General features: G+C 69.0%; 25 protein-coding genes. 12 read left to right on the top strand and 13 right to left on the bottom strand.

Annotated elements, in window-relative coordinates; all coding sequences use genetic code 11:
* Positions 1-46: 46 nt before the first annotated feature.
* A complete protein-coding gene (locus tag RIN43_RS05625; RefSeq protein ID WP_309127907.1) occupies positions 47-640 on the top strand; it encodes a 3'-5' exonuclease in 594 nt (197 codons plus the stop codon).
* 21 nt (positions 641-661) lie between these two features.
* On the opposite strand, the gene RIN43_RS05620 is transcribed toward RIN43_RS05625, so the two are convergent.
* Both RIN43_RS05620 and glpX read right to left on the bottom strand, forming a co-directional pair.
* Positions 662-943: a hypothetical protein gene (locus RIN43_RS05620; protein ID WP_309127906.1), complete on the bottom strand. Its 282-nt coding sequence runs from the start codon at positions 941-943 to the stop codon at positions 662-664.
* A 108-nt stretch (positions 944-1,051) separates the two neighbouring features.
* Entirely contained in the window at positions 1,052-2,038 is a 987-nt protein-coding gene (glpX, locus tag RIN43_RS05615) for a class II fructose-bisphosphatase (protein WP_309127905.1), read from the bottom strand.
* A gap of 186 nt (positions 2,039-2,224) precedes the next feature.
* Here glpX and fbaA point away from each other — a divergent pair, with 186 nt between their 5' ends.
* Positions 2,225-3,253 carry a class II fructose-bisphosphate aldolase gene (fbaA, locus tag RIN43_RS05610; RefSeq protein ID WP_309127904.1) on the top strand — a complete coding sequence of 343 codons (1,029 nt, stop codon included), beginning with the start codon at positions 2,225-2,227 and terminating at the stop codon, positions 3,251-3,253.
* A gap of 71 nt (positions 3,254-3,324) precedes the next feature.
* Here the strand turns inward: fbaA and RIN43_RS05605 are convergent, their stop codons facing one another.
* The 3 genes from RIN43_RS05605 to RIN43_RS05595 form a co-directional block, all read right to left on the bottom strand.
* A complete protein-coding gene (locus RIN43_RS05605; protein WP_309127903.1) occupies positions 3,325-4,602 on the bottom strand; it encodes a hypothetical protein in 1,278 nt (425 codons plus the stop codon).
* Positions 4,603-4,611: 9 nt separating this feature from the next.
* The gene (locus RIN43_RS05600; RefSeq protein ID WP_309127902.1) at positions 4,612-5,130 is read right to left on the bottom strand and encodes a DUF6264 family protein; all 519 of its coding nucleotides are present in this window, start codon (positions 5,128-5,130) and stop codon (positions 4,612-4,614) included.
* 100 nt (positions 5,131-5,230) lie between these two features.
* On the bottom strand, positions 5,231-6,280 hold the full coding sequence (locus RIN43_RS05595; protein WP_375163714.1) for a 4-hydroxy-3-methylbut-2-enyl diphosphate reductase: 1,050 nt from the start codon (positions 6,278-6,280) through the stop codon (positions 5,231-5,233).
* 126 nt (positions 6,281-6,406) lie between these two features.
* On the opposite strand from RIN43_RS05595, the gene xseA reads away from it, so the two are divergent.
* The 5 genes from xseA to RIN43_RS05570 all read left to right on the top strand — a co-directional run bounded on the left by xseA (position 6,407) and on the right by RIN43_RS05570 (position 10,751).
* A complete protein-coding gene (gene xseA / locus RIN43_RS05590) occupies positions 6,407-7,684 on the top strand; it encodes an exodeoxyribonuclease VII large subunit (protein ID WP_309127900.1) in 1,278 nt (425 codons plus the stop codon).
* 85 nt (positions 7,685-7,769) lie between these two features.
* Positions 7,770-8,009, top strand: a complete 240-nt coding sequence (locus RIN43_RS05585; RefSeq protein ID WP_309127899.1) for an exodeoxyribonuclease VII small subunit — start codon at positions 7,770-7,772, stop codon at positions 8,007-8,009.
* Positions 8,006-8,647, top strand: coding sequence for a DUF4245 family protein (locus tag RIN43_RS05580; RefSeq protein WP_309127898.1), 642 nt, complete (start codon positions 8,006-8,008; stop codon positions 8,645-8,647). Before RIN43_RS05585 ends, RIN43_RS05580 begins: the two co-directional genes overlap by 4 nt.
* Positions 8,644-9,333 carry a carbonic anhydrase gene (locus tag RIN43_RS05575; protein ID WP_309127897.1) on the top strand — a complete coding sequence of 230 codons (690 nt, stop codon included), beginning with the start codon at positions 8,644-8,646 and terminating at the stop codon, positions 9,331-9,333. Before RIN43_RS05580 ends, RIN43_RS05575 begins: the two co-directional genes overlap by 4 nt.
* Positions 9,330-10,751, top strand: a complete 1,422-nt coding sequence (locus RIN43_RS05570; RefSeq protein WP_309127896.1) for a class II fumarate hydratase — start codon at positions 9,330-9,332, stop codon at positions 10,749-10,751. Before RIN43_RS05575 ends, RIN43_RS05570 begins: the two co-directional genes overlap by 4 nt.
* 117 nt (positions 10,752-10,868) lie before the next feature.
* On the opposite strand, the gene RIN43_RS05565 is transcribed toward RIN43_RS05570, so the two are convergent.
* On the bottom strand, positions 10,869-12,128 hold the full coding sequence (locus tag RIN43_RS05565; RefSeq protein WP_375163713.1) for a PhoH family protein: 1,260 nt from the start codon (positions 12,126-12,128) through the stop codon (positions 10,869-10,871).
* Between the two features lie 310 nt (positions 12,129-12,438).
* On the bottom strand, positions 12,439-13,218 hold the full coding sequence (locus tag RIN43_RS05560; protein WP_309128120.1) for an isoprenyl transferase: 780 nt from the start codon (positions 13,216-13,218) through the stop codon (positions 12,439-12,441).
* Between the two features lie 94 nt (positions 13,219-13,312).
* Between RIN43_RS05560 and RIN43_RS05555 the strand changes: the two genes are divergently transcribed.
* Together RIN43_RS05555 and RIN43_RS05550 are read left to right on the top strand one after the other, a co-directional pair.
* Complete coding sequence (locus tag RIN43_RS05555; RefSeq protein WP_309127894.1) at positions 13,313-14,047, top strand: hemolysin III family protein; 735 nt, start codon at positions 13,313-13,315, stop codon at positions 14,045-14,047.
* Positions 14,048-14,119: 72 nt separating this feature from the next.
* On the top strand, positions 14,120-14,593 hold the full coding sequence (locus RIN43_RS05550; protein ID WP_309127893.1) for an S-ribosylhomocysteine lyase: 474 nt from the start codon (positions 14,120-14,122) through the stop codon (positions 14,591-14,593).
* Between the two features lie 6 nt (positions 14,594-14,599).
* Here the strand turns inward: RIN43_RS05550 and RIN43_RS05545 are convergent, their stop codons facing one another.
* Complete coding sequence (locus RIN43_RS05545) at positions 14,600-14,851, bottom strand: hypothetical protein (RefSeq protein ID WP_309127892.1); 252 nt, start codon at positions 14,849-14,851, stop codon at positions 14,600-14,602.
* Between the two features lie 74 nt (positions 14,852-14,925).
* Here RIN43_RS05545 and RIN43_RS05540 point away from each other — a divergent pair, with 74 nt between their 5' ends.
* Together RIN43_RS05540 and greA are read left to right on the top strand one after the other, a co-directional pair.
* The gene (locus tag RIN43_RS05540) at positions 14,926-15,312 is read left to right on the top strand and encodes a DUF4307 domain-containing protein (protein ID WP_309127891.1); all 387 of its coding nucleotides are present in this window, start codon (positions 14,926-14,928) and stop codon (positions 15,310-15,312) included.
* Between the two features lie 118 nt (positions 15,313-15,430).
* Positions 15,431-15,919, top strand: coding sequence for a transcription elongation factor GreA (gene greA / locus RIN43_RS05535; protein WP_309127890.1), 489 nt, complete (start codon positions 15,431-15,433; stop codon positions 15,917-15,919).
* A gap of 199 nt (positions 15,920-16,118) precedes the next feature.
* Here greA and ilvA read toward each other — a convergent pair whose 3' ends face one another.
* Together ilvA and RIN43_RS05525 are read right to left on the bottom strand one after the other, a co-directional pair.
* Positions 16,119-17,348 (bottom strand): threonine ammonia-lyase, encoded by a 1,230-nt coding sequence (gene ilvA, locus RIN43_RS05530; RefSeq protein ID WP_309127889.1) that lies wholly within the window; start codon positions 17,346-17,348, stop codon positions 16,119-16,121.
* Positions 17,345-18,541: an AI-2E family transporter gene (locus RIN43_RS05525; RefSeq protein ID WP_309127888.1), complete on the bottom strand. Its 1,197-nt coding sequence runs from the start codon at positions 18,539-18,541 to the stop codon at positions 17,345-17,347. Before RIN43_RS05525 ends, ilvA begins: the two co-directional genes overlap by 4 nt.
* A 125-nt stretch (positions 18,542-18,666) precedes the next feature.
* Between RIN43_RS05525 and RIN43_RS05520 the strand changes: the two genes are divergently transcribed.
* Positions 18,667-19,893, top strand: coding sequence for a winged helix-turn-helix domain-containing protein (locus tag RIN43_RS05520; RefSeq protein ID WP_375163712.1), 1,227 nt, complete (start codon positions 18,667-18,669; stop codon positions 19,891-19,893).
* An 8-nt stretch (positions 19,894-19,901) separates the two neighbouring features.
* On the opposite strand, the gene RIN43_RS05515 is transcribed toward RIN43_RS05520, so the two are convergent.
* From RIN43_RS05515 to RIN43_RS05505, 3 genes are all read right to left on the bottom strand, one after another.
* The gene (locus RIN43_RS05515) at positions 19,902-20,468 is read right to left on the bottom strand and encodes a LemA family protein (protein ID WP_309127886.1); all 567 of its coding nucleotides are present in this window, start codon (positions 20,466-20,468) and stop codon (positions 19,902-19,904) included.
* Between the two features lie 69 nt (positions 20,469-20,537).
* Complete coding sequence (locus RIN43_RS05510) at positions 20,538-21,851, bottom strand: D-arabinono-1,4-lactone oxidase (protein ID WP_309127885.1); 1,314 nt, start codon at positions 21,849-21,851, stop codon at positions 20,538-20,540.
* Entirely contained in the window at positions 21,848-23,083 is a 1,236-nt protein-coding gene (locus tag RIN43_RS05505) for an alanine racemase (protein WP_309127884.1), read from the bottom strand. The genes RIN43_RS05510 and RIN43_RS05505 overlap by 4 nt, the downstream gene beginning before the upstream one ends.
* Positions 23,084-23,153: the final 70 nt, after the last annotated feature.

Raw genomic sequence — 23,153 nt, 5'->3', positions numbered from 1 at the left:
GGCGCGCCTCGTCCGCAGGCGCGGATGCCGCCGCGAAAGTGGAGTCGTGCCACTGGACTTCACCGCGATCGACTTCGAGACGGCGAACTCCAGCCCCGCCTCCGCCTGCTCCGTCGGACTGGTCCGCGTGCGCGACGGCGAGGTCGTGGCCCAGACGGGCTGGCTGATCCGGCCGCCTGCCGGCCACGACGAGTTCAACGAGTGGAACACCCGCATCCACGGCATCCGCGAGCACGACGTCATCGCGGCAGCCACGTGGGCACAGCAACTCGATCGGCTGTGCACCTTCGCCGGCGCGGACGTGCTCGTGGCCCACAATGCCGGTTTCGATCTGAACGTACTGCGCCGTGCCTGCGAGGCCACGGGGATCGACGCTCCGCCTTATCGGTCGCTGTGCTCGCTCGCTGTCGCCCGAAAGACGTACCAGCTCGAGTCCTACCGCCTGCCGAAGGCGGCTGAGGCGGCCGGGTTCGGCGAGTTCCCCCACCACGACGCACTGGCGGATGCGCGTGCCTGCGCCCAGATCGTCATCGACGCGGCGCGGCGCGCCGGGGTCGCCGACATCGACGCGCTCGGGGCGGCGCTCGGTGTGGCGCTCACCGCGCCGCTGGCATCGGCGCTCGCCCGCGCTGTGGCCTGATCGACGGCCGAGCCGTGAGGCTCAGGCTCCGCCTGGAACCCACGACAGCAGGGCGATGACGACGCCCGAGGTGACGATGAAGGCGCCGATCATCCACCAGGAGCTGATCTCATGGCCCTCGTCACGGCGCACACGGAAGAGCACATCGGTGCGGCGCGCCGGGTCGGGGTGTGCGCTGGCGGCGGCCTTGGCAGATTGAGCGGCAGCGAGCTGCTCCTCGGTCACGCGCAGTATCCGGCCGGTCTTGGTGGTGACGTGCTGCGCCCTGCCGCTCGGCTTCTCGGTCTTCTCGTCAGACGCCATCGAGAGCTCTCCTGATTTCGGGACGGGCCGCGCATGGCGCGTCGGCTCGCTTCCATTGTGCCAGGCGCCGCTGGGAATGCCGGGATCGTCAGCGCAGGAGCGCCCAGCTCAGAGCCACTTCGACACCAGGTGCTCCGACGTGATCCGGCGGAGCGTTCCCGATGCGCTGCGCAGCACGACGCTCTCGGTGTAGAGGTACTCCCCCTCGCGCCGGACGCCTCCGACCAACTGGCCGTCCGTGACCCCGGTCGCGACGAAGATCGTGTTGTTGCCCTTGACGAGATCGTCCGCTTCGTAGATTTTGTCGATGTCGAGCCCGGCGTCGATGCCGCGCTGGCGCTCCTCATCGTCCCGCGGCCACAGCTTGCCCTGGATGTGTCCGCCGAGGGCCTTGATCGCGCACGCCGTGACGATACCCTCCGGGCTGCCTCCGATGCCGACGCACATGTCGGTGCGTGCGCCGTGCCGGGCCGCGTTGATGCCGCCCGCGACGTCGCCGTCGCTCATCAGGCGGGTGCCGGCCCCGGCTTCGCGGATCTCGTCGATGAGCTTCTCGTGCCGCGGACGGTTGAGCACTGAGACGACGACCTCGTCGACGGGCTTGCCAAGGGCCTTCGCGAGCCGCCGGATGTTCTCGCCGATGGGCAGGCGGATGTCCACCACCCCGACGCCGGCGGGGCCCGTGACGAGCTTGTCCATGTAGAAGACGCTGGACGCATCGAGCATCGATCCGCGGTCCGAGACGGCGAGCACCGAAAGGGCGTTCTGCCTTCCGGCGGCGGTGAGCGAGGTGCCGTCGATCGGATCCACCGCGATGTCGCACTCAGGACCGCGTCCCGTTCCGACCAGCTCGCCGTTGAACAGCATCGGGGCGTTGTCCTTCTCGCCCTCGCCGATCACGACCCGGCCCTGGAAGTCGACAGTGCCCAGGAACGCCCGCATGGCGTCGACGGCTGCGCCGTCGGCCGCCTCCTTCGCCCCACGTCCCACGAAGGGCGTTGCGCGGATCGCTGCCGCTTCGGTGGCCCGCACCAGTTCGAGTGCCAGGTTGCGGTCGGGGCGAAGGGGGCTGAGATCGGCTGTAAGGCTCACCATGCCGCCAGCCTACCGAGCGGATGCCGACAGAACCGCGGACTTTCGGCGCGGACGACATGAAGGATTCGCTGTTCTTAACACCTGAGAACAGGGGATGCGGGAGGGCACGGGCAACACCCCTCGGAACGCGCCAGCGCCACGGCTAAAGTGAGCACTGACCCCCGCACATCGATCGCAGGAGAATCCATGCCCGTCGCCACCCCGGATCAGTACGCCGACATGCTCGACCGCGCGAAGGCCGGCGGCTTCGCGTACCCGGCTTTCAACGTCTCGAGCTCGCAGACCATCAACGCCGTCCTCCAGGGCCTCACCGACGCCGGTTCCGACGGCATCATCCAGGTGACGACAGGTGGAGCGGACTACTTCGCCGGACACACCGTCAAGGCACGCGCCACCGGTGCTCTCGCCTTCGCCCGTTACGCGACCGAGGTCGCCAAGAACTACCCCGTCACGGTCGCCCTTCACACGGATCACTGCCCGAAGGACGCCCTCGCCGGCTTCGTCGAGCCCCTCATCGCTGCCAGCGAAGAGGAGGTGCGGGCGGGACGCAACCCGATCTTCCAGTCGCACATGTGGGACGGCTCGGCGGTGCCGCTCGATGAGAACATCCAGATCGCGCGGGAGCTGCTTCCCCGCATGAAGAACATCAATGCGATCCTCGAGGTGGAGATCGGCGTCGTCGGCGGCGAAGAGGACGGCGTCGCGCACGAGGGCTCGAACGAGGCGCTCTACACCACCTTCGCCGACGTCGATCTGGCCGTTCAGGCTCTCGGTCTCGGCGAGCAGGGCCGTTACATCGCCGCCCTCACCTTCGGCAACGTGCACGGCGTGTACAAGCCCGGTGGCGTGAAGCTGCGCCCGGAGCTGCTCGGTGAGATCCAGGCCGAGGTTGCCGCCAAGTACGGCACCGGCCCCAAACCGCTCGACCTGGTCTTCCACGGCGGCTCTGGCTCGACCGACGAAGAGATCGCCCTCGCCGTCGCGAACGGCGTCATCAAGATGAACATCGACACGGACACCCAGTACGCGTACACGCGTGCGATCGCCGACTACATGTTCATGAACTACGACGGTGTGCTCAAGGTCGACGGCGAGGTCGGCAACAAGAAGCAGTACGACCCGCGAGCCTGGGGCAAGATCGCCGAGTCGGCCATGGCCGCGCGCGTGGTCGAGTCGACCCGCCAGCTCGGCTCGTACGGTCAGTCGAAGAGCTGACCTGCCATCTTCGGATGCGAATGCCCCGGCCGGCTGGCCGGGGCATTCGCGTTCACGGCGTCGCGCCGGCTTCAGCGCCGCCGCATCCGCATGACCCAGATCACCAGATCCGCGACCGCATCGATGACGGCCAGCACGCCGACAACCCGCGCGAAACGTGACCGGCTGCGGACCATCGCAAGGCCTGCGGTGAGCTCCGCCGTGCTGACCGCCGCACCGAGCAGCGGGCGCTCCCGCAGCGCTCGCGCGATCCGGGGCAGCGCACGGTCCCGGCGGGTGAGCGGGGTCATCTCGGACATGCCGCCGAGCAGCACGTCTCCGATCACCGGCATCCACCCCCGCGGTGCGAACCGACGCGCGTCCGCACCGCCGTCATCGTCGGCGAAGCCGCGCGAGATCAGGTCCGCCGGCACGCCGAACGCCGCCACGAACGAACGAAGACGCTCGCCCTCCCCTGAGACGCCACCGACCGATTCGGGCATGCACGCGCGGTGCGCGGCATCCACGTCGACGCTCGCGCCGACCGACAACTCCTGCAGCTCGTCACGCGTGCCATCGAGCTCGGTGAGCATCCGGCGGTAGACCTCCGCCGTCTGAGGGCGGGCGATGGCCTCGATGTCGAGCACCGGCACGGTCAGGCGCTCGGCGTTCGGCCAGAAGATGCCGGTACGGCCTCCCGGTGTGGTGACCTCCACCCAGGCATCGCCCGCGGACGGGAGGTTCACCTCGACGACCAGGCCGTCGGCCCGCCCGCCCGTGATCACCATGTGCGGCTGATCGGTGTCGTACCGGTACAGAGACCACGATCCCTCCTCGACGTAGGCGACGTCCGTCCGCAGCAGCTGCGAGGTGATTCGAGCCGCCCACGGCCCTCGCCGCGAGAACTCCGCCACGCGCACCGGCTCGACGGCGAACAGGCCGTCAGGCAGGTCGTCGTCGTCGCCCGGCATCCCGAAACCGGCGGGGTCGTCCGTACGCGCGGTGCCGTCGAGCACATCGTCGTCGAGGTCCTCGAAGGCCTCGCCGAACTCCTCGTCGAGCTCGGCATCGAGCTCGTCGAGGCCGTCCGGGCGCTCCAGCCAGAGCGTCAGTCCCTCGGCGGCGAACAGCTCGCGCAGTCGCTCGGCGGTGAGGTCGAAGCGCAGAGCCCCCTCGGCATCCATCGCGACGATCGCACCGTCCTCGGTGAGGGGTACAAGCACGACGGTCTCCTCACCGGAGCCGTCGCGAACGGCGGCGAGAACGCGCTCCGATCGCAGGATGCGCGTGGCAGCCGGCGCCGCGTCGCCTGCCTCCTTCGTGTCGACGGAGGCGTACTGGACGTGGAATGCGATCTGCTCTGCGGTCACGTCTCGAGGCTACCCGGCAGGTGGTGTGAGCAGCCCCTGAGTGAACGCGGGATCGCCGAACATCGGCACTGCGACGCATGCCGACACCAGTGCCATGGTGATCACGAAGCCCACGAGCGGAACCCACCACGCGCGCCGACCGGCGCGAAGGCGGCGGAATGCGAACCAGAGCGTCGCGGCGTAGCCGACGATCATCGCGACCGCGGCCACCGCGCCCCACACCTTCGCCGACTGGAAGTTCGTGAACTCCCCTTCCAGGCCCAGCACCTGCAGCGTGGTGTTCATGGTCGTCGCCAGATCCATGAAGCCCGCCACCGACGTGAGCACGTTGACAAGCCCGAAGCCGAGCAGCGCCGCTGTGATGACGCGGTCGAGCGGGTGGGCGGGCCTGGCGGGCAGCTGCCGCACCGCATCCGCCGGAGCCGGCTGCACGGCAGGCGCGGGAGGTGGCGCCGGCGGCAATCCCGCGGCGGCTCGCTGCTGCTCAGGAGTCGCGTATTCGCCGTACTGCGGCCGATCATCCGTCATGCGTCCAGGCTAGCCAGCCGGATGATGGCGTGCTCTCAGAATCGGCACGCCTCGGAGGATTGGGAAGGTCCTCACTGACTGATTCGCCGGGAGCGGCGGGTCAGCGGGTGGTGCGGCCGCCGAGCGCCCTGCCGTCGCGCTGGCCGGAGGCGTCCTGACGGAGCTCCTTCGGCAGCGAGAACATCAGATCCTCCTCGGCGGTTCGGACCTCTTCGACGTCCGCGTAGCCGGCCTCTTCGAGCGCTTCGAGCACCTCCTGCACCAGCACCTCCGGGACGGATGCTCCGCTGGTGACGCCTACGGTGCGCACCCCGTCGAGCCACTCCTGCCTGACCTCTTCGGCGTAGTCGACCCGGTAGGCCGCCTTCGCGCCGTACTCCAGTGCGACCTCGACAAGGCGAACGCTGTTCGAGGAGTTGGCCGAGCCGACGACGATCACCAGGTCAGCATCCGCCGCGACCTTCTTGATCGCCACCTGGCGGTTCTGGGTGGCGTAGCAGATGTCGTCGGACGGAGGGTTGTGCAGCTCGGGGAACCGCAGGCGCAGCCGATTCACCGTCTCCATGGTCTCGTCCACCGAGAGCGTCGTCTGCGACAGCCAGACGACCTTCGACGGGTCCTTCACCTGCACCGTGTCGGCCTCTTCGGGCGAGTTCACGATCGTGACATGCTCAGGCGCCTCGCCGGCCGTGCCCTCGACCTCTTCATGACCGTCGTGGCCGATCAGCAGGATCTCGTAGTCGTCACGCGCGAATCGCACGGCTTCGCGGTGGACCTTCGTGACCAGTGGGCAGGTCGCGTCGATCGCGTGCAGCCCGCGCTCGGATGCCGCGCTGACCACGGCCGGCGAGACGCCGTGCGCGCTGAACACCACGTGGGCACCCTCCGGCACCTCGTCGACCTCGTCGACGAAGATCGCGCCCTTGTCCTCGAGCTCGGTGACGACGTGGATGTTGTGCACGATCTGCTTGCGCACGTACACCGGTGCTCCGTAGCGCTCAAGCGCCTTCTCCACCGCGACCACGGCGCGGTCGACGCCGGCGCAGTATCCGCGCGGCGCGGCCAGCAGCACCCGCTTCGTCCCGCTGACAGGGCGGTTCTCCAGGCGCGCGCGCTCGACTGCTCGACGGCGCGAAGGCACCTGCGGAATGGGAAGCGAGACGGCGGTTGAGCTCACCCCGGAAGTCTACCGAGCGCACCCTGTTGAAGGGCCGGGAGCGGGCTTCCGCCAGGTCGCACCGCGGTCACGTCGGATGTGCACGCGACAATGGAGGGCATGACCGTCTTCGAAGCCGCCGCCGTGCCGGGCGAGCCGCCCCCCGCGGACTCCGTGGCCCCTCGCGACTCCCGGCCGGATGCTCCCACGTCGGTCGCCCGTCTGAACAGCACGATCCGCGACTTCATCGCTCGGTGGAACACGGTCTGGGTGGAGGGCGAGATCACCTCGTGGAACGTGCGCGCCGGCAATGTGTTCGCCCGCCTCAAGGACAGCCGCTCCGATGCGCAGATCTCCATCCGAGTGTGGTCGAGCGTGCGTCCCCGCATCCCGAACGATCTGGCGGTGGGCGATCATGTGATCGCAGCGGTCAAGGCCGACTATTTCGTCAAGGGTGGCGACTTCAGTTTCATCGTCTCGGCGATGAAGCACGTCGGACTCGGCGACCAGCTCGAGCGTCTCGAGAAGCTGCGCGCGCAGCTGCGACAGGAGGGCCTGTTCGACGAGGCCCGCAAGAAGCCGCTTCCGTTCCTGCCGCACTGCATCGGCCTGATCACGGGCGAGAAGTCGGATGCCGAGAAGGACGTCCATCGCAACGCCGAGCTGCGCTGGCCGCAGGTGCATTTCCGCACCGAGTACGCCGCGGTGCAGGGCGACCGCTGCGTACCGGAGACTCTGGCCGCGTTGAAGCGGCTGGATGCCGACCCCGCTGTCGACGTCATCATCATCGCGCGAGGCGGCGGCGACCCCCAGACGCTGCTCGGTTTCAGCGACGAGCGGCTGCTGAGGGCCGTGGCTGCGTGCTCGACCCCCGTGGTCAGCGCGATCGGGCATGAGAACGATCACCCGCTGCTCGACGACGTCGCGGACCTTCGCGCATCGACCCCCACCGATGCCGCCAAGCGGGTCGTCCCCGATGTGGGCGAGCAGCGCGCCGCGATCGCTCAGCTGCGTTCACGCGCCACCGGCAGGCTCACCCACCGCATTTCGAATGACATCGCCCAGCTCGAGCAGCTGCGTTCACGGCCGGTACTGCGCTCCCCCGCCCCGATCATCGATGACCGAGCGCAGGAGATCTGGCTGCTGTCCTCGCGCGGACGCGACACCGTGAACCGGCGTTTCGACACCGCCCAGCGCGCCACCGCCGAGCTGCGCGCCTCCTTGCGCGCGCTCTCTCCCGCGGCCACGCTCGCCAGGGGTTACGCCATCGCGCACCTCGACGACGGCCGCATCCTGCGTGACGCTGCGGACGCCCCCGCCGGAGCCGGCCTCACCGTGACCGTCGACCGCGGCTCGGTGCGCGCCCGCTCCGAGGGTGAGATCGCAGAGGACGCCTGACCGCCTCCCCCCTCGCGACCGAGCGGCGTCACGCATGCCCGAGGGGTGCGAGGCTCGGAGAGAGGGCCCGTTGGACGCCGGTAGGATGGATGCCGTGACCGCACCGAACGACGTCCCCGTCGAGTCGCTGTCGTTCGAAGCCGCCCGCGACGAGCTCGTACGCGTGGTCGCGGAACTCGAACAGGGCGCTCCGACGCTCGAGCACTCGCTGGCGCTCTGGGAGCGCGGCGAAGCGCTCGCCGCTCGCTGCGAGGAATGGCTGCTCGGCGCCAAGCGCCGCCTGGACGCAGCGCGCGGATCCGCATCCGCCGAGGACGCGGAATGAGCAAGTCGCCGCGAATCGTCGCCGAGCTCGGCCGGCCGGAGACCCCTCAGGAGACCGCCGCGCGCAAGGCCGAGTCGAGCCGCGTCTACCGATCCAGCCAGACGTTCCGCAATCTCATCGCGGCGCTCATCGCCACGGTCGCCATCGTCGCGGTCATCGTCTTCGCCGTGCCGCGGGGCGAGCCGACCCCGCGACCGGAGATCGACGTCGCCGCCGTCGCCGCCGACGTGGAGACCACCGTCGGCGGACATGTCGTCGTTCCCGACCTCGGTGACTTCTGGCGTGTGAACGCCGCCGGACTCGAGAACAGCGCCCCCGCGGTGTGGAACGTCACGCTCGCGCCGTCGGCGGAGCGGGAACGCGGATTCGTCCGCCTCGCCCAGGCTTTCGGAGCCGACGTGACCTGGGCACCACAGCTGGTCAACGGCAATGCGCCAACGGGCACGAAGACCGTCGACGGTCTGGCGTGGGACGAGTTCGACCTCGGAGAGCGCGGGGCCGGCAACGTCAGCTACGCGCTGGGCATCCAGGCCGGATCCGATTACGTGCTGCTGTACGGCTCGCGGACGCCGCAGTCCACGGCCGAGCTGGCGAGCTCGCTGACCACACAGATCGAGGAACTGAAGGAGGCCGGATGACCGTCACGCTCACTCCCGCTGAGGCCTGGCAGGAGATGCTGGAGGGGAACAGGCGCTTCGTCGCCGGCGAGCCCGCCCACCCCCACCAGGACGTCGAGAAGCGGCACTCGCTCGCCGAGGGCCAGGCCCCGATGGCCACGCTGTTCGGATGCTCCGACTCGCGGCTGGCAGCCGAGATCATCTTCGACAAGGGCCTCGGCGACCTCTTCGTCGTGCGCAACGCCGGGCAGGTCATCGGCGAGTCGATCGTCGCGAGCCTGGAGTACGCGGTCGAGATCCTGCGCGTGCCACTGATCGTGGTGCTGGCGCACGACTCCTGCGGAGCGGTGCGCGCCGCCATCGATGGCACGGCGATCGATGCCGCTCCCCTGCCCGCAGGCATCTGGAAGCTGGTGGCACCGATCGTGCCGGCCGCGCGGAAGGTGCTCGCCGAGAGCGGCGGCACCACCGTCGCCGACATCGATCCGGAGCTGGTGGGCAAGGAGCATCTGCGCAACACTGTGCACGACCTGCTGCAGTCGTCGGAACTGATCAGCGCTGCCGTCGACGAGGGCCGTCTCGGCATCGTGGGCGCCAACTACCGGCTCGCCGAGGGCACGGCTGTGCCCGTCATCGCGGTGGGAATCGAAGACGTGGGAATCGACACACAGGGGATCGCCCCCGAGTCCAAGGAAGGATCGCAATGACCGACACACACCAGCGCAGCGGCGAAGACTCTCAGGGCTACCGCATCGAGCACGACACCATGGGCGAAGTGCGCGTACCGGTGAACGCGCTGTACAGCGCGCAGACCCAGCGTGCGGTCGAGAACTTCCCCATCTCCGGCAAGGGCCTGGAGCCCGCACAGATCGCCGCCCTGGCGCGGATCAAGAAGGCGGCCGCTCTGGCGAACAAGGAGCTCGGCACCCTCGACGGTGCCATCGCCGACGCCATCGCGCAGGCCGCCGACGAGGTCGCCTCCGGCAAGCACGACGGCGAGTTCCCCGTCGACACGTACCAGACCGGCTCCGGCACGTCGTCGAACATGAACATGAACGAGGTCCTCGCGAACCTCGCCACCGGCATCCTCGGCTCGGCCGTGCACCCGAACGACCACGTGAACGCGTCGCAGTCGTCGAACGACGTCTTCCCGACGTCGGTGCACATCGCGGTCACGCAGGCACTCATCGACACCCTCATCCCCTCGCTCGACCACCTCGCCGTGGCGCTGGAGGCCAAGGCCGAACTGTGGAAGGACGTCGTCAAGTCGGGCCGCACGCACCTGATGGACGCCACGCCGGTGACGCTGGGTCAGGAGTTCGGCGGGTACGCGCGCCAGCTGCGGCTCGGCATCGAGCGCGTGCAGGCGGCGCTTCCTCGTGTCGCCGAGGTCCCGCTGGGCGGTACCGCCGTCGGCACGGGCATCAACACCCCGCTCGGCTTCCCGCAGAAGGTCATCGCGCTGCTCGCAGCCGAGACCGAGCTGCCGATCACCGAGGCGAAGGACCACTTCGAGGCTCAGGCCAACCGCGACGGTCTCGTCGAGGCGTCCGGCGCGCTTCGCACGATCGCCGTCTCGCTGACGAAGATCAACAACGACCTGCGCTGGATGGGTTCCGGTCCGAACACCGGGCTCGGCGAGCTGCACATCCCCGACCTGCAGCCCGGATCGTCGATCATGCCCGGCAAGGTCAACCCGGTGGTCCCCGAGGCCGTGCTGATGGTGTGCGCCCGCGTGATCGGCAACGATGCGACGGTCGCCTGGGCCGGAGCATCCGGTTCGTTCGAGCTCAACGTGGCCATCCCCGTGATGGGAACCGCCCTGCTGGAATCGATCCGCCTGCTCTCGAACGCCGTGCGCGTGCTGGCTGACAAGACCATCGACGGACTCGAGGCCAACGTCGAGCGGGCCGCCGCGTTCGCGGGGATGAGCCCGTCGATCGTGACGCCGCTGAACAAAGTGATCGGCTACGAAGCCGCGGCGAAGATCGCCAAGCACTCCGTCGCCAAGGGCATCACCGTGCGCGACGCCGTCATCGACCTCGGCTACGTCGAGCGCGGCGAGATCACCGAAGAGGTGCTCGACCAGAAGCTCGACCTGCTGTCGATGACGCACCCGGGCTGATCCCGGCTTCTTCGCGGCGCCCGCTCCGGGGGCCGACACGCCACTCGTCGGATGCAGATCCGTCCGACATCTGGCGCGTCGGCCCCCGTTTCGGTGCAAACCGGGACGGGCCTCCGGCTAGCTCAGCTCGCCGCCCTCCAGCAGCTCGGTCACCAGCGCCGCGATGGCGGAGCGCTCGGAGCGGGTGAGGGTGACGTGACCGAAGAGCTCGTGTCCCTTCAGCGTCTCGATCACGCTGGCGATGCCGTCGTGCCGCCCCACTCGCAGGTTGTCGCGCTGACCGACGTCGTGGGTGAGCACCACCCGGGAGTTCTGACCCATCCTGCTCAGCACCGTGAGCAGCACGTTCCGCTCCAGCGACTGCGCCTCGTCGACGATCACGAAGGCGTCGTGCAGCGACCTGCCGCGGATGTGCGTGAGAGGAAGGACCTCGAGCATCCCCCGCTCAACGACCTCGTCGAGCACGTTGCCCGAGACGACCGACCCGAGCGTGTCGAACACCGCCTGACCCCACGGGTTCATCTTCTCGCCCTGATCGCCGGGCAGGTAGCCCAGCTCCTGACCGCCGACGGCGAACAGCGGACGGAACACGACGATCTTCTTCTGCTGCTGACGTTCGAGCACCGCCTCGAGGCCCGCGCACAGCGCGAGCGCCGACTTCCCGGTGCCGGCGCGACCGCCGAGCGACACGATCCCCACGTCGGGATCGAGCAGAAGGTCGATGGCGATGCGCTGCTCGGCCGAACGACCGTGCAGGCCGAAAACCTCACGGTCGCCCCTCACCAGACGGAACTCGCCGTCGCCGCTGACGCGCCCCAGCGCCGATCCCCGCTCGGAATGGATGATCAGGCCCGTGTTCACCGGCATCCCGCGCACCTCATCGCTGAGACCGATCTCACTCTCGTAGAGATCGCTCATCTCGTCGCCGGAGAGGTCGAGCGTGGAGATGCCGGTCCAGCCGGAGTCGACGGCCTGCTCGGCGAGGTACTCCTCCGCGGTGAGGCCGAGCGAGGCCGCTTTGACGCGCATCGGCAGGTCCTTTGACACGATCGTGACGTCCTGCCCGTCCTGCGCGAGGTGCGCCGCTGTGGCGAGGATCCGGGTGTCGTTGTCACCGAGCCGGATGCCGGCCGGAAGGATCGACGTATCGGCGTTGCCCAGCTCGACGCGCAGGGTGCCGCCGTCTCCCACCTCGACCGGGAAGTCCAGCCGTCCGTGCTCGATCCGCAGCTCGTCGAGGTGACGCAGTGCCCGGCGGGCGAAGTAGCCCAGCTCGGGATCGTGCCGTTTCGCCTCGAGCTCCGAGATGACGACCACCGGCAGCACTATGGAGTGCTCGGCGAAGCGGAACAGCGCCTGCGGGTCGCTGAGCAGCACTGATGTGTCGAGGACGTAGGTGCGAAGCGCGGTCTCACCGCCCGTTTCGGTCCGCCGTGCGGCGGCCTGACGGGTGGACGACTGCTGCGCTGTACGTGTGGTCACGATCCACTCCCACCCGGGATCATCCCGGCTCTGCTGCGAGTCGACCTGGGGCCACGAGTCGCTGCCTTCTGGGTCGACCCGATCGGGCACGGTGCCCGATGCCTTGAACGTACGACCGCGGCGGCGATGTCGCGGTACTGACACGCGGGCGTGTCGTCTTAAGTCGAGGTGAACGTGTGCTTGCCGAGGCCGATGAGAACGGCGCTCAGCGCCCGAAGCGACGGTCGCGATCGGCGTAGTCGCGGATCGCGCGGAGGAAGTCGACCTGGCGCAGGTCGGGTCCCAGCGCCTCGACGAAGTAGAACTCGCTGTGCGCGCTCTGCCAGAGCAGGAAGTCGCTCAGCCGCTGTTCGCCGCTCGTGCGGATCACCAGATCGGGATCGGGCTGGCCGCCGGTGTACAGGTGTTCCCCGATCATCTCGGGGGTGAGCTGGGTCGCGAGATCTTCCAGTGTGCCGCCGGATGCGGTGTGCTTGGCGATGATGCTGCGCACGGCGTCGACGATCTCGTTGCGCCCTCCATAACCGACCGCGAGGTTGACGTGCAGGCCGCCGTGGCCCGCCGTGCGCTCCTGGGCCTCGTCGAGAACCCGCAGCAGATCCGTAGGGAGGATGTCGGATCGGCCGACGTGCTGCACCCTCCAGCTGCCGTGCTGCGAGAGCGTGTCGGCGAGCTCCGCGATGATCTCGATCAGATCACCGATCTCCTTCGAGTCGCGCTTGCGCAGATTGTCGCTGGAGAGAAGGTAGAGCGACACGACTCGCACGCCGAGGTCGTCGCACCACTCCAGGAACTCCCGCATCTTCGCGGCACCCGCCCTGTGTCCTTCGGCGGCGGAGGCGTAGCCGAGTTGGCGGGCCCAGCGCCGGTTGCCGTCGATCATCATCGCGACATGATGCGGCACGGATGCGGGATCGATCCGCCGGCGAAGGCGTTTGCCATAGAGCCGGTAAAGGGGTCCCCGACCCGAGCTCTCGCGTGCAATCACGTGCTTACGCTACCGTCACGTGCTGTGCTCTCACCGGAAGCACACAGGACATGTGCTGTTCGCGGCATGCAGGCGGGCCTAGAGTGGCGACGTGAGCACCCGAGCATCAGGCGATCCCGAAGTCCCCCAGCTCCCCCTGCTCGATGCGGCGGCCGTCGATGCGGCCGTCGAGATCAGACCGAGCTGGCGTGGATGGATCCACGCGGGCACGTTCCCCGTGGCTATCGCCGCGGGCGTCGTGCTCATCGTGTTCGCGCAGGGCGCCCCGGCGAAGTGGGCCGCGGCCGTCTTCATGGCCACCTCGCTGCTGCTTTTCGGCAACTCGGCCCTGTACCACCGGTTCGACTGGGGCCCCAGGATGAAGGTGGTTCTCAAGAGGATCGATCATGCCAACATCCTGCTGCTGATCGCGGGCACCTACACGCCCATCGCGACGCTCGCCCTCGAGCCGCAGAAGGGCATGCTGCTGCTCTGCCTGGTCTGGGCCGGGGCCATCGTCGGCATCCTGTTCCGAGTCTTCTGGATCAACGCGCCGAGATGGCTGTACGTGGCTCTCTACCTCCTGCTGGGCTGGGCGGCGGTCATGTACATGGCCGACCTGCTGGTCGCGAACGCCACGATGATGGTGCTGGTCTGCGTCGGCGGTGTGCTCTACACGGTGGGCGCCGTCATCTACGCGATGAAACGCCCCAACCCCTGGCCGGGGCACTTCGGGTTCCACGAAATCTTCCACGTGTGCACGGTGCTCGCATTCCTCTGCCACTGGACGGCGTGCCTGCTGATCTCGCTCGCCCCGCACGCCCCGTCCCTCGGCCTGGCCGGTTGAATCCGGGCGTCATCTCGGCCCCGAGCCCGCCTCGTGCATGACATCCTGACAGCAGGAGATCTGGAGGTTCCCATGGCAGATGTCGAAAGCTTCACCCTCGACCACACCGCCGTCAAGGCGCCGTACGTGCGCCTGATCGGTGTCGAGCACGGCCCCAAGGGCGATGCGATCTCGAACTTCGACGTGCGTTTCGTGCAGCCCAATGAAGGCGAGATCCCCACGGCCGGGCTGCACACCATCGAGCACACGCTGGCCAGCGCCCTGCGCGACCGGATCGACGGGGTGATCGACATCTCGCCGTTCGGATGCCGCACCGGATTCCACCTGATCATGTGGGGTGAGCCGGCCGTCGCCGACGTCGTCGCTGCCATCCGCGGCGGCCTCGAGTTCATCGCGGGCCCCGCAGAATGGGGCGACGTGCCCGGTGTCTCGGCCGTCGAGTGCGGGAACTACCGCGACCACAGCCTCCACAGCGCCAAGGCGTGGTCCAAGCGCATCCTCGAGCAGGGCATCAGCCTGGACGCCTTCGAGCGCGTCGGCCTCTGACCCGCATCAGCCCTTCGCGTCGGCGTCCGGATCCGTCGCCTCGCCCCGCGCGGCGGCCTCCTCGGCGTCGAGCTGCTCGCGCACCTCGGCGCGGTACCGCACTCGGCGGATGCGGCGGTTCATGTCCCAGATCAGCAGCGCGACGACCACCACGATCAGTGCGATCATCGCGAATCCGGCGAACCCGGGCGTGACCGACTCCGGGTCGACTGTCATCGACGGCGTGGGAACCGGGGTGTTCTCGCCGAGCAGGAGCATGCGTCCGCCTTTCCTCCGCAGGCCGGATAACCTGGGAACACCAGCCTATCCGCCGCACGCAGAGCAGGAGACCCGTGACCACCGCACGCGAACTCGACGAGCGTTACGGTCGCACCGCGAAACGCCGGCTGCCGTGGATCATCGCTGGCGTCGTGGCAGTGGCCGCGATCGTGTGGTTCGCATGGATGACGGTGACGACCTCCATGAACTCCGTGGATGCCGATGACCTGGGCTTCGAGGTCGTCGACGAACACAGCGTCACGCTGCGCTTCCAGTTCACCGCACCCCGCGGTGCGGATGTGGTCTGCGCCGTGGAGGCGCAGGACGAGGAGTTCGGCGTGGTCGGCTGGAAGATCGTCGAGATCCCAGGCACGGAGGATCATTCGCAGGCGCTCAGCGTGCAGATCCCGACGGTCGCGATGGCGACGACCGGTTTGGTGAAGAGCTGCTGGGTCGCCTAGACTCATCCGCAAGAGACCTGCGCCCCGGCCCCTGCCGGGGCGTTTGGCATATCGCCGGGCCGCACATCGCGCCCGATCCTCACAAGCCCCTGAAGGGGCCCGCACGAAGGAGCACGCTGTGTCCACAGACGCTCAGGTACCTTTCCTCACGCAGGAGGCCTACGACCGGCTCGCAGAAGAGCTCGAGCACCTCTCGACCGTCGGTCGTGACGAGATCGCGGCGCGCATCGAGGCCGCCCGCGAGGAGGGCGACCTCAAGGAGAACGGCGGCTATCACGCCGCGAAGGACGAGCAGGGCAAGCAGGAGGCGCGCATCCGCACACTGCAGCATCTGCTGAAGACGGCGAAGGTCGGCGAGGCGCCGACCAGCCGAGGCATCGTCGAACCCGGAACCGTCGTCACGGCGATCGTCGCCGGCGATGAGGAGGTCTTCCTCCTCGGCAGCCGCGAGATCGCAGCCGGCGGTGACCTCGACGTGTACAGCGAGGCCAGCCCGCTGGGAAAGGCGATCCTCGGTCTGAAGATCGGCGAGAAGACCAGCTACGAGGCCCCGAACGGCCGGGCGATCCCGGTCGAGATCACGGGCGTCGAGACGTACACCGGCTGACCCCCTCGACCTGCTCCGGGGACCCGGGCCCGCGGTGTGCCTCGGGCGCGTGACCCGATCGACGCAGAAGGCGGGATGCCCCGATGAGGAGCATCCCGCCTTCTGCGTCCGGCGCCCGGGCGAAGTCGGCGGCAGTGCGACGGGCACGCGCCCGGAGGCTCCACGCAGCGCCAAGCGATGCGTCGAGCGGGCATCGGAGCTAGTCCGGCACGACGACCGGCTCGTATCCGGCGGCGCGCAGCGTGTCGAGGGTGAGCTCGGTGTGCTCGGGGCCACGGGTCTCGATCGACAGCTGCAGGATCATGTCGCTGATCTGCAGACCGTGACCGTGCCTGGTGTGCAGCACCTCCATGACGTTCGCGCCGGCGTGGGCGACCAGCTCGGAGACCTTCGCCAGCTGACCAGGGCGGTCGGGCAGCGGAATGCGCACCGTGGCGTAGCGGCCTGACGCCGCCAGTCCGTGCGCGACGACCCTCTGCAGCAGCATCGGGTCGATGTTTCCACCCGAGAGGATCGACACGGTCTTGCCCGTGCCACGGACCTTGCCCGCGAGGATGGCGGCGACGCCGACGGCGCCGGCCGGTTCCACGACGACCTTCGCATGCTCGAGCAGCACCAGCAGTGCGCGCGCGATGTCGTCCTCGGAGACGGTGACGACCTCGTCGACGTACTCGCGAACGATCTCGAAGGGCACGTCGCCCGGCCGCGCCACCAGGATGCCGTCCGCGATCGTCGGATGCGTCTGGATCTCGACCGGATGCCCGGCATCCAGCGACAGCGGCATCGCCGCGGCGTTCTCGGCCTGCACTCCGATGACCCGCACCGTGCGTCCGTTCGCGGCCGCGACCTGCTTGATCGCCGACGCCACGCCGGCGATGAGCCCGCCGCCGCCGATGCCCATGATGACGGTGTCGACGTCGGGCACGTCCTCGAAGAGCTCCAGCCCCAGCGTGCCCTGCCCGATGACCACGTCACGGTGGTCGAAGGGATGGATCATGACCGCGCCGGTCCGCTCGGCGAAGTCCGCGGCCAGTCGGAGCGACGTCGCCACGGTCTCGCCCTCCAGCACCACCTCGGCGCCGTATCCGCGGGTGGCGAGCAGCTTCGGCACCGGCACGCCCAGGGGCATGAAGATGGTCGCCGGGATGCCGAGAGCCTGTGCCGCCAGCGCGACGCCCTGTGCGTGGTTGCCCGCGGACGCGGCCACCACGCCTCGGGTGCGCTCCTCGGCGGTCAGCTGTGCGAGACGGTAGGCGGCGCCGCGGATCTTGAAGGAACCGGTGCGCTGCAGGTTCTCCAGCTTGAGCACCACGGGTGATCCGAGCACGTCGCCGAGCGCGCGCGAGGGCTCGGCCGGCGTGTGCGAGATCACTCCGGCGAGGCTCTCAGCAGCCGCGGTGAACTCGGCCAGGCTGGGGACTGCGGTCATCGATTCCTCCTTTGCCGCGGGCGCGGCACCGTGCTCCAGATGAGATCGGCGCGCGGCTCTTCGCCGGTGCGCCACGCGCCGGTGCTGATCGTCACCGCCGCGACGTTGACGAAGGCCGCCAGCGGCACCGCGAACAGCGCGCCGGGGATGCCGGCGATCATCGCCCCACCTGCCACGACCAGCACGACGGCGAGCGGGTGCACCTTGACCGCGGAGCCCATCAGGATCGGCTGCAGGATGTGTCCCTCCAGCTGCTGTACGGCCAGGACGACACCGAGCATGGCGAGCGCGATCCAGATGCCGTTGTAGACCAGCGCCAGGAAGACGGCGACCGCCCCTGTGACCACCGCGCCGACGATCGGGATGAACGAACCGAGGAAGACCAGCACCGCAACCGGTATCGCCATGGGAACGCCCAGCAGGGCTGCGCCGACCCCGATGCCGATGGCGTCGATGCCTGCGACGAACAGCTGAGTGCGGGCGTAGTCGATCACCGTCGCCCAGCCGTTGCGAGCCGCGGCATCGACTGCGGGGCGGGAGCGGCGCGGGAACAGTTTCACGGTCCATCGCCAGATGCCCGCACCGTCGGCGAGCAGGGAGATCAGGATGAAGAGCGCAAGCAGCGTGCCGGTGACGATGTGCGCCGCGGTGCCGGTCACGGCGCCGGCGGCGTTCCACAGCAGCGAGGCCTGCTCGCCGATCAGATCGATGCCCTGCTGGATGTACCCGTCGATCTGCTCGGGTGTCAGGTGCAGGGGTCCTTCCAGCAGGAACTGACGAAACTGTCCGATCGCGTCCTGCGTCTTGGCCTGCACATCAGGCAGCTGCGCGCGCACCTGCCAGACGACGAGCCACACCAGGCCGGTCACGACGCCGATCGCGCCGATCACCGTGGCGGTGATCGCGAGCCACCGCGGGAACCGGGCGCGCAGCATCAGCTGGAAAGCCGGCCACAGCAGGGCGGTGATGAGGATGCCGACCATCAGCGGGATGACAAGGAGCTTGAGCAGCATCACGAGCCAGATGAACAGGGCGATCACCGCGGCGACCACCAGCAGACGCCAGGAGAAGGCGGCAGTCACCTTCAGTGACATCGGGACCGCCTCATCGGCGTCGCTCGTCACCGTGCGGTGGGTGGATGGCGGATCGTAGCGGAACGGATTGCGGAACCTCGGTCGTCGCTCGTCGCTCATCGTGCCATGATACGGGTGTCTTCCTGGCGGTCCGATCAGATGTCGGGGGCACTGGATACGCTGGCCGGGTGCCACGCATCCGCTCCTCCTCCCCCGCCACTCTGAGCGCAGCCGAGGCGCGTCGCATGACGCTCGCCGCACAGGGCTTCTCGCGTCGCCTGCCCGACACCGTCGCATCCCGACACCTGCATCGCGCCATGGACCGGCTCGGGGTGCTGCAGATCGACTCGGTCAACGTCTTCGCCCGTTCGCACTACATGCCGATGTTCTCGCGTCTGGGCGACTACGATCCCGCTCTCCTGGACCGGCTGTTCCTGTCGCGCACCACACACTACGTCGAGTACCTCGCGCACGAGGCCGCGTTCATGCCTGTTGCCGACTGGGCGCTCTGGCGCTTTCGCATGGACGACTGGCGCAGACGCGCGGCCGACCCCTCGAAGTGGATGCACGCGCACGCCCGCACCCTCGACTGGGTGCGGGCGGAGCTGAGGGACCGCGGTCCCCTGCGCCCTGCCGACCTGCGCGACGACGCTCCGCGTGAACGCGGCTCGTGGTGGGACTGGGACGAAGCGAAACTGGCCCTCGAGCACCTGTGGCGGTGTGGCGAAGTGGCGATCGCCGGGCGGATCGGCTTCGAACGACGGTACGGGCTGGCCGAGCAGATCGTACCGGCCGAAGTGCTGGCGCGGCGCATCGAACGTCCGGACGCCGTTCGCGAGCTGGTGCGCCGGGCCGCTCGCTCGTACGGCGTCGCGACCGCATCCGATCTGAGCGACTACTACCGGCTGCGCGATCTCGCCGCCGTCCGCGCGGCAGTGGACGATCTGGTCGATGCCGGTGAACTCGAGCCGGTGGCGGTGCGCGGCTGGGAGCGCTCAGGGAGACCGGTGGAAGCGTGGCGGCACACTTCGGCCTCTCTCCCCCGTCGCATCGACCGCGCAGCGCTGCTCACGCCGTTCGACCCCGTCGTATGGTTCCGCGATCGTGCACTGCGTGTGTTCGACCTCGACTACCGCATAGAGATCTACGTACCGGCCGAGAAGCGGCGGTACGGGTACTACTCGCTGCCGGTGCTGGTCGGCGACCGGATCGTGGCGCGAGTGGACCTGAAGGCCGACCGCGCCGCCTCGACGCTGCGCGTGCAGTCAGCGTGGTGGGAGCCGCAGGCGCGTCAGGAGGATGCCGAGCCGATCGCCCGCGAACTGGTGCGCGCCGCCGCCTGGCAGGGCCTAGAGGGCATCAGCGTCTCGGGGTGGGGTGACGCGGCGGATGCTGTCGCGCATGCACTGCACGGCGCGGAGAACACTGTGGAGCGGCACGTGCATCCGAACGAAGCGGTCGTCGGTCGTTGAGCCTGGGGTCAGAACTGCACGCGCGGCGGCTCTGAGATGGCGCCGTCGTCGGCCACCTCGAAGAACTCCCGCTCCGTGAAGCCCAGTCCGCGGGCGAAGAGATTGTTGGGGAAGACCTTGATCTTCGTGTTCAGCTCGCGCACGCCGCCGTTGTAGAACCGGCGTGCCGCCTGGATCTTGTCCTCGGTGTCGACCAGCGAGTGCTGCAGCTGAAGGTAGTTCTGGCTGGCCTGCAGCTGGGGGTACGCCTCGGCGACCGCGAAGAGGCTGCGCAGGGCCTGCTGCAGGTGCCCCTCGGCGACGCCGGCCTCCGCCGGGCCGGTGGCGGAGAGAGTCTCCGCCCTGGCGCGGGTGACTCCCTCGAAGACGGCCTTCTCATGCGCCGCGTACCCTCGCACCGTCTCGATCAGATTGGGGATCAGGTCGGCTCTGCGCTTGAGCTGCACTGTGATGCCACTCCATGCCTCATCGACGCGGACGTTCAGCTGCACCAGTGAGTTGTAGGTCGCCCAGAAGTAGATGCCCGCGACGACGAGCACGCCGACGACGATCAGTACCGGCCAGAGCCATTCCATTGGTGCCCCCTCTTGAATCGCAACCCATCCTATGTCGCGCACACTGCGCAACCGCTGGGCGACAGGCGCTCATACGCCCAGAATGCGCTCCAGGTGTCGATTGCCGAACAGTCGGCCCGGATCGAGGCGATCTCGCAGCGCGACGAAGTCGTCGAACCGCGGGTAGCGCTCGCGCAACTGCCCATCGGTCAGCGAATGCAGTTTGCCCCAGTGCGGTCGCCCTCCCAGATCGAGCATGATCTGCTCCACCGCGTCGAAGTATTCGCGTGGGTCCACCCGCCAGTACCGGTGCACGGCGATGTACGCGCTGTTCCGCCCAGACGCGGTCGACATCCACAGTTCGTCACCGGCGGCGAAGCGCACCTCGACCGGGAACTCCACACGCCAGCCGCGCTCAGCGATGAGGCTCCGGATCGCCTGGAACGCGGTGACGACGTGCTCGGATGCGATCGCGTACTCCATCTCGCGGAATCGGACGGCACGACGATGGATGAGCACGCGATGCGACCGGTCGGTGTACTCCGCGTCGCCGGTGAGCTTCACGGCGAGGCGGTTGAACGGCGGGATCACCGCGGGCGCGAATCTGCTGACGGCGCAGAACGCCCCGAAAACGCCATTGGCGAGCACCGTCTCATCGGTCCAGTGACGCAGTCGTGGGATCGGACGCCGTCTGGCGGACTCCGGCAGGCGGCGCTGCGTCTTCATCAGCGCGACCTCGGTGTGCGGATGCCAGTAGAACTCGAGGTGGTCGGCATCGGCGGCCCGCTCGTGCAGCGTGTCGAGCGCCTCCTCGAGCGGCACCGGCTCGTCGACGGCGTGCAGCAGGAAGGTCGGCACGCACTGCAGCGTCACTTCCACGACGATGCCGAGGGCGCCGAGCCCCACGACGGCCCCGGGGAGCATCTCGGCGTTGTGCTCGGCGTCGATGCGGAGGAACTCTCCGTCCGCGGTGACCATTGTGAGGCCGCGGACCTGCGTGCCGATACCGCCGAAATCGACGCCGGTGCCGTGGGTTCCGGTCGAGATCGCTCCGGCGATCGACTGTCTGTCGATGTCGCCGAGGTTCTGCATCGCCAGTCCGTGGCGAGCGAGCAGACCGGGGATACGGTGCAGCCGGGTGCCGCCGAGAAGCGTGACGAGTCCGGTCCCGGCATCCGCCGAGACGAGCCCCTGCATGTCGTCGAGCTCGAGCAGCACCCCCGGCGCGACGGCGATGCCCGTGAAGCTGTGGCCGGCGCCGACCGCCTTGACGGTGAGGCCCTGCGCCAGCGCCGCCTTCACGGCACGCTGCACGCCCTCGGGCGATCGTGGACGCTCGACGCGTACCGGGCGCACCGCCGCTGATCGCCCCCAATTCCGCCAGGTGTCACCGGGTCGTGTCACAGGAACGCCTTCCCCTCGCCGCGATAAGTGGGCAGCTCGTCGACGACCTCTCCGCCGGCGACGAGATGGTATGACTCGACTCGCTCGGCGGGCTCGCCGCTCTTCGCATGCCGGAACCAGACGCGATCGCCGATCCTCAGCTGACGCGCCGTCCGTCCCTGCAGCGGCGTCTGCACCTCCCCGGCGGCCTCGCGCGACAGGGTGCGCAGGCCCTCCGGCCACACCGGCCGCGGCTGACGCGATGCAACCGGCGGGCCCGACCCGATCCAGCCGCCACCGAGCACCGTCGCGATGTCACCGGCCGGTCGCCGCACAACATCCAGGGCGAACGCCGAGGCGGGGGCCGGGCGGAAGGCGCGGTATCCGTCGAAGAGATGACCGGCGAGCAGTCCGCTGCCCGCGGTCGCCTCGGTGACGGACTGGTCGCTGCCGGTGAACTCCAGGGATCCGGTACCACCGCCGTTGATGAACTCGAGCGGAACGACGTCGTGCATCGCCTCGGCGATCTCGGCACGGCGAGTACGCAGCTCGTCGCGCGAGCGCGCCTGCACCATCCGGATCAGCGGCGCGTCGCGGCCCGCGGCGTCTCCCTGGCCCGCGATCTGCGCTTCGTACAGCTGCAGTCCGACCACGCGGAATCCGGGGCGGGCAGCGACCCGCCGCACGAACCCGGCGACATCGGATGCGGTGAACAGCGGTGAGCGCCGCACGCCGATATGACCGAGCGCCGCAGAGCGCAGCGACGCATCGACGTCGATCGCGACGCGTACCTCCGGTCGCGTGCCGGGACCGGCGATGCTGTCGACCAGGTCGAGGTGGGCGAGGTCGTCGATCATCAGGGTGATGCGTGCCGCGAGCTCGTCATCGGCGAGCATCCGCTCGAGGCCGCTGCGGTCCACCGTGGGGTAGCCCAGAACGATGTCGTCGTGATCTTCGGCAAGCCAGAGCGCCTCGGCGAGTGTGAAGGCGAGGATTCCGCGGAACCCCGGCATCTTCAGCACGGCGTCCAGCACGCCCCGCACGCGCACCGACTTCGTCGCGACGCGGATCGGGATGCCTCCGGAGCGCACCAGCAGATCGAGCGCGTTGTGGCGCAGCGCGTCCCTCTCGATCACCGCAACCGGCGCGGGAAGGTGATCGGTGGCCGTGGTGAGCGAGCGCCACCACGAGCTGGAGTCGCGCCAGGGCTCGCACGCGGCGGCTGGGCTCAGTTCGGCGGTGAGGTCGAGCACTCCCCCACCCTATGGCCTCGAGGACGCCGATTCATCCCGACTGGGACTGCGTCGCACCACGATCGCGAGC

Origin of the sequence: Microbacterium sp., from assembly GCF_031178445.1 — a bacterium.
Classification (GTDB): Bacteria; Actinomycetota; Actinomycetes; order Actinomycetales; family Microbacteriaceae; genus Microbacterium.
Note: the sequence above shows the minus strand (reverse complement) of the source record. Positions and strands in the feature narration are given on the sequence as shown.